At 61.6% G+C, this 2782-nt stretch carries 2 protein-coding genes and 1 pseudogene; all 3 read left to right on the forward strand.

Features of this window, described 5'->3' with window-relative positions; genetic code table 11:
* Nucleotides 1-186: pseudogene (locus AC1DT3_RS17205) on the forward strand (creatininase family protein); the annotation flags it as partial.
* Between the two features lie 338 nt (nt 187-524).
* Entirely contained in the window at nt 525-1358 is an 834-nt protein-coding gene (gene bcsN / locus AC1DT3_RS17210; RefSeq protein WP_477466455.1) for a cellulose biosynthesis protein BcsN, read from the forward strand.
* A gap of 136 nt (nt 1359-1494) precedes the next feature.
* On the forward strand, nt 1495-2782 hold a 1288-nt coding region (locus AC1DT3_RS17215), incomplete at its 3' end, for a glycosyltransferase (RefSeq protein ID WP_477466456.1).

Raw genomic sequence — 2782 nt, forward strand, 5'->3', positions numbered from 1 at the left:
ACGCATGACTGGGCCAACAGCGATCTCCTGCGCGGCGGCAGCGGTTCCCTGTTCCGCACGATGGCGGAGATTTCCGACGGAACCGGTGTTGTCGGCGATCCGAGCCTCGCGACCGCAGCCAAGGGTCGCGCGATTACCGACATCGTCGTTTCACGACTGTCGGAGATCGTCGATTCGTTTCAATGAATCACTTTTGAGCGCACGTGTCGGGCATTCGCTGGCGCCAAATCGCTCGGCGAGGGAATCGCCTGTGAGTAGGCGGCCGCGCCGGCTGTATTTTACCATTCATTAACTATAACTAGTCATGTCTTCTCGTTCAGATGGACACCGATTCCTCTGAGGCAGCGCCATGGGAGTTCCCGCCAAACGTTCAGCCTTCTTCGGATCAAGCCCTTCGCGACACCATGATTTTTTCCGGGTTTCAAACGACGTCGACAGAGCGCCTGCCCAAATCCGAGGCGGCCCGCGATAGATCGTCACCGCGCACATCCCGCGTGGGTCGCGCCGGCCCGTTGGCACTCGCCGTGTCCTTGCTCTTCCTCGCCGCTTGCTCGACGCGCTCGGAACTTCATTTCACGACCCTGGCGAATCAGGTTCCCGTCACCAAGGCGATCGTGGTTCCCCCGCCGGGTGGACCGGCGGTGGTCGCGGTTCTCGAAAATCGCTTTCTCAACGGCGTGTCGCAGGAAATCGCCCTTTCGACTGCCGCCCAGGGCATCGGCCAGAACACGATCTGGATCAGCCTGATGAACGATCCGGACGCGCTGACCGAGATCGACGACGTGCTCAGGATCCGGCCGATCACCCAGGAGCGCATTCAATCCGAGATGGAGGACCGCCTTCCCGGAATCGATATGCGGACGTCCACCTATTACGTCCAGAACAAGTACGGCCCATTCGGCTACGCCACTGGATATTCCTCGGCGCGCGATCTGTGCTTCTACGCCTGGCAGCGGATCGAGCCGACCGAGAACGCCATCTTCTCGACGAGCGGCCTCGTCTCCATCCGCGTTCGCCTGTGCGAAGCGGGCGCCACCGAAGAGCAACTCCTGCGGGTCATGTACGGCTACACGATTTCCGCGTTCTTCGGCGACCGGGGCTGGAACCCGTATGGAACGCCACCGCCGCCGGCGCCCCAGCTCGGCCAGATCGATGCGCCGATGTATCCGACAGGTGCGGGGATCGTGCCTTTGAACACCACGCCGACCCCGCCGGCCCCGGCCCAGGTCGCGCGGCCACGTCCGTCGACACCGCGATCGAGACCCGCTCCGGCCGCCGCGGACGAGGCGCCCGCCACACAGCCCGCCGCCGACGAGCGCCTGACAGGATTCCCCGTCGTTCCCTTGCCGCCTCCCTGATGGTTGGAAACCAATCCCACCCGCAGGTATTTCCCTGTAGTCGCAACCAAGAAGCCCATTAAGACGTCCGAGCCGCTTTCAATGCTTCCATTGACTGGTACATGACGTAAAGAAAGACCGATCAGGAAAGACGATGATGAGTCAGGGAATCATTGTGGCCTTCTGGGCCGTCGCCTCGGCCATCGTCATTCTTCTCGTCGCGCTTCCGATCAGCCTCCAGGCCCACCTCATCGCCGGTCTCGTCGTGGTGGTGTGCATGATCCTGCTCAAGTTCCTGCGGGCGGAAGGGATCTGGCGCCAGATCGCGCTGGCCTTGGGCACCGCGATCGTGCTGCGCTACGTGTTCTGGYGGACCACCAGCACGCTGCCGCCGATTACCGAGATCGCGAACTACATTCCGGCGTTTCTCCTCTACATCGCCGAGATGTACAGCGTGATGATGCTGTTTCTCAGCCTCTTCGTGGTTTCGAGCCCGCTGCCGCCGCGCAAACCGCCGAAGCTCGATCCGGCCAACCTTCCGACCATCGATGTCTTCGTTCCAAGCTACAACGAAGACGCCGATCTTCTCGCCACGACGCTCGCGGCGGCGCGCGCCATGGATTATCCGCGCGATCGCTTCACGGTCTGGCTGCTCGACGACGGCGGGACGGACGAGAAGTGCCAGTCCAACAATGTTCAGGCGGCAGCGGCAGCGCGCGCACGCCGGGCCGAATTGCACAAGTTGTGCGAGGCGTTGGATTGCCGTTATGTGACGCGCGCGCAGAACCTTCACGCCAAGGCCGGCAATCTCAATAACGGCTTGGAGCATTCCACCGGCGATCTCGTCGTCGTCTTCGATGCCGACCACGCACCGGCGCGCTCATTCCTGCAAGAAACCGTCGGCTATTTCGCGGTCGAGAAAAATCTGTTTCTCGTCCAGACCCCGCACTTCTTCATCAATCCCGATCCGCTCGAGCGCAATCTCGGCACGTTCCAGACCATGCCGTCCGAGAACGAAATGTTCTACGGCATCATTCAGCGTGGCCTCGACAAGTGGAACGCGGCGTTCTTCTGCGGGTCCGCCGCGGTGCTGCGCCGGGAAGCACTTCAGGAAACCAACGGTTTCAGCGGTTTGAGCATCACCGAGGATTGCGAAACCGCGCTCGAACTCCATTCGCGCGGCTGGACCAGCATCTATGTGGACAAGCCGCTGATCGCCGGCTTGCAACCAGAAACCTTCGCGAGCTTCATCGGGCAGCGGTCACGTTGGGCGCAAGGCATGATGCAGATCATGCGCTACCGCTTTCCCCCCCTGAAGCGCGGTCTCAAGCTGTCGCAACGGCTCTGCTACATGTCGAGCGTGCTGTTCTGGCTGTTTCCGTTCACGCGTTGCTTCTTCCTGATCTCGCCGCTCTGCTACCTCTTCTTTTCACTCGAGATCTTCA

Source organism: Microvirga sp. P4_G7 (assembly GCF_056401005.1).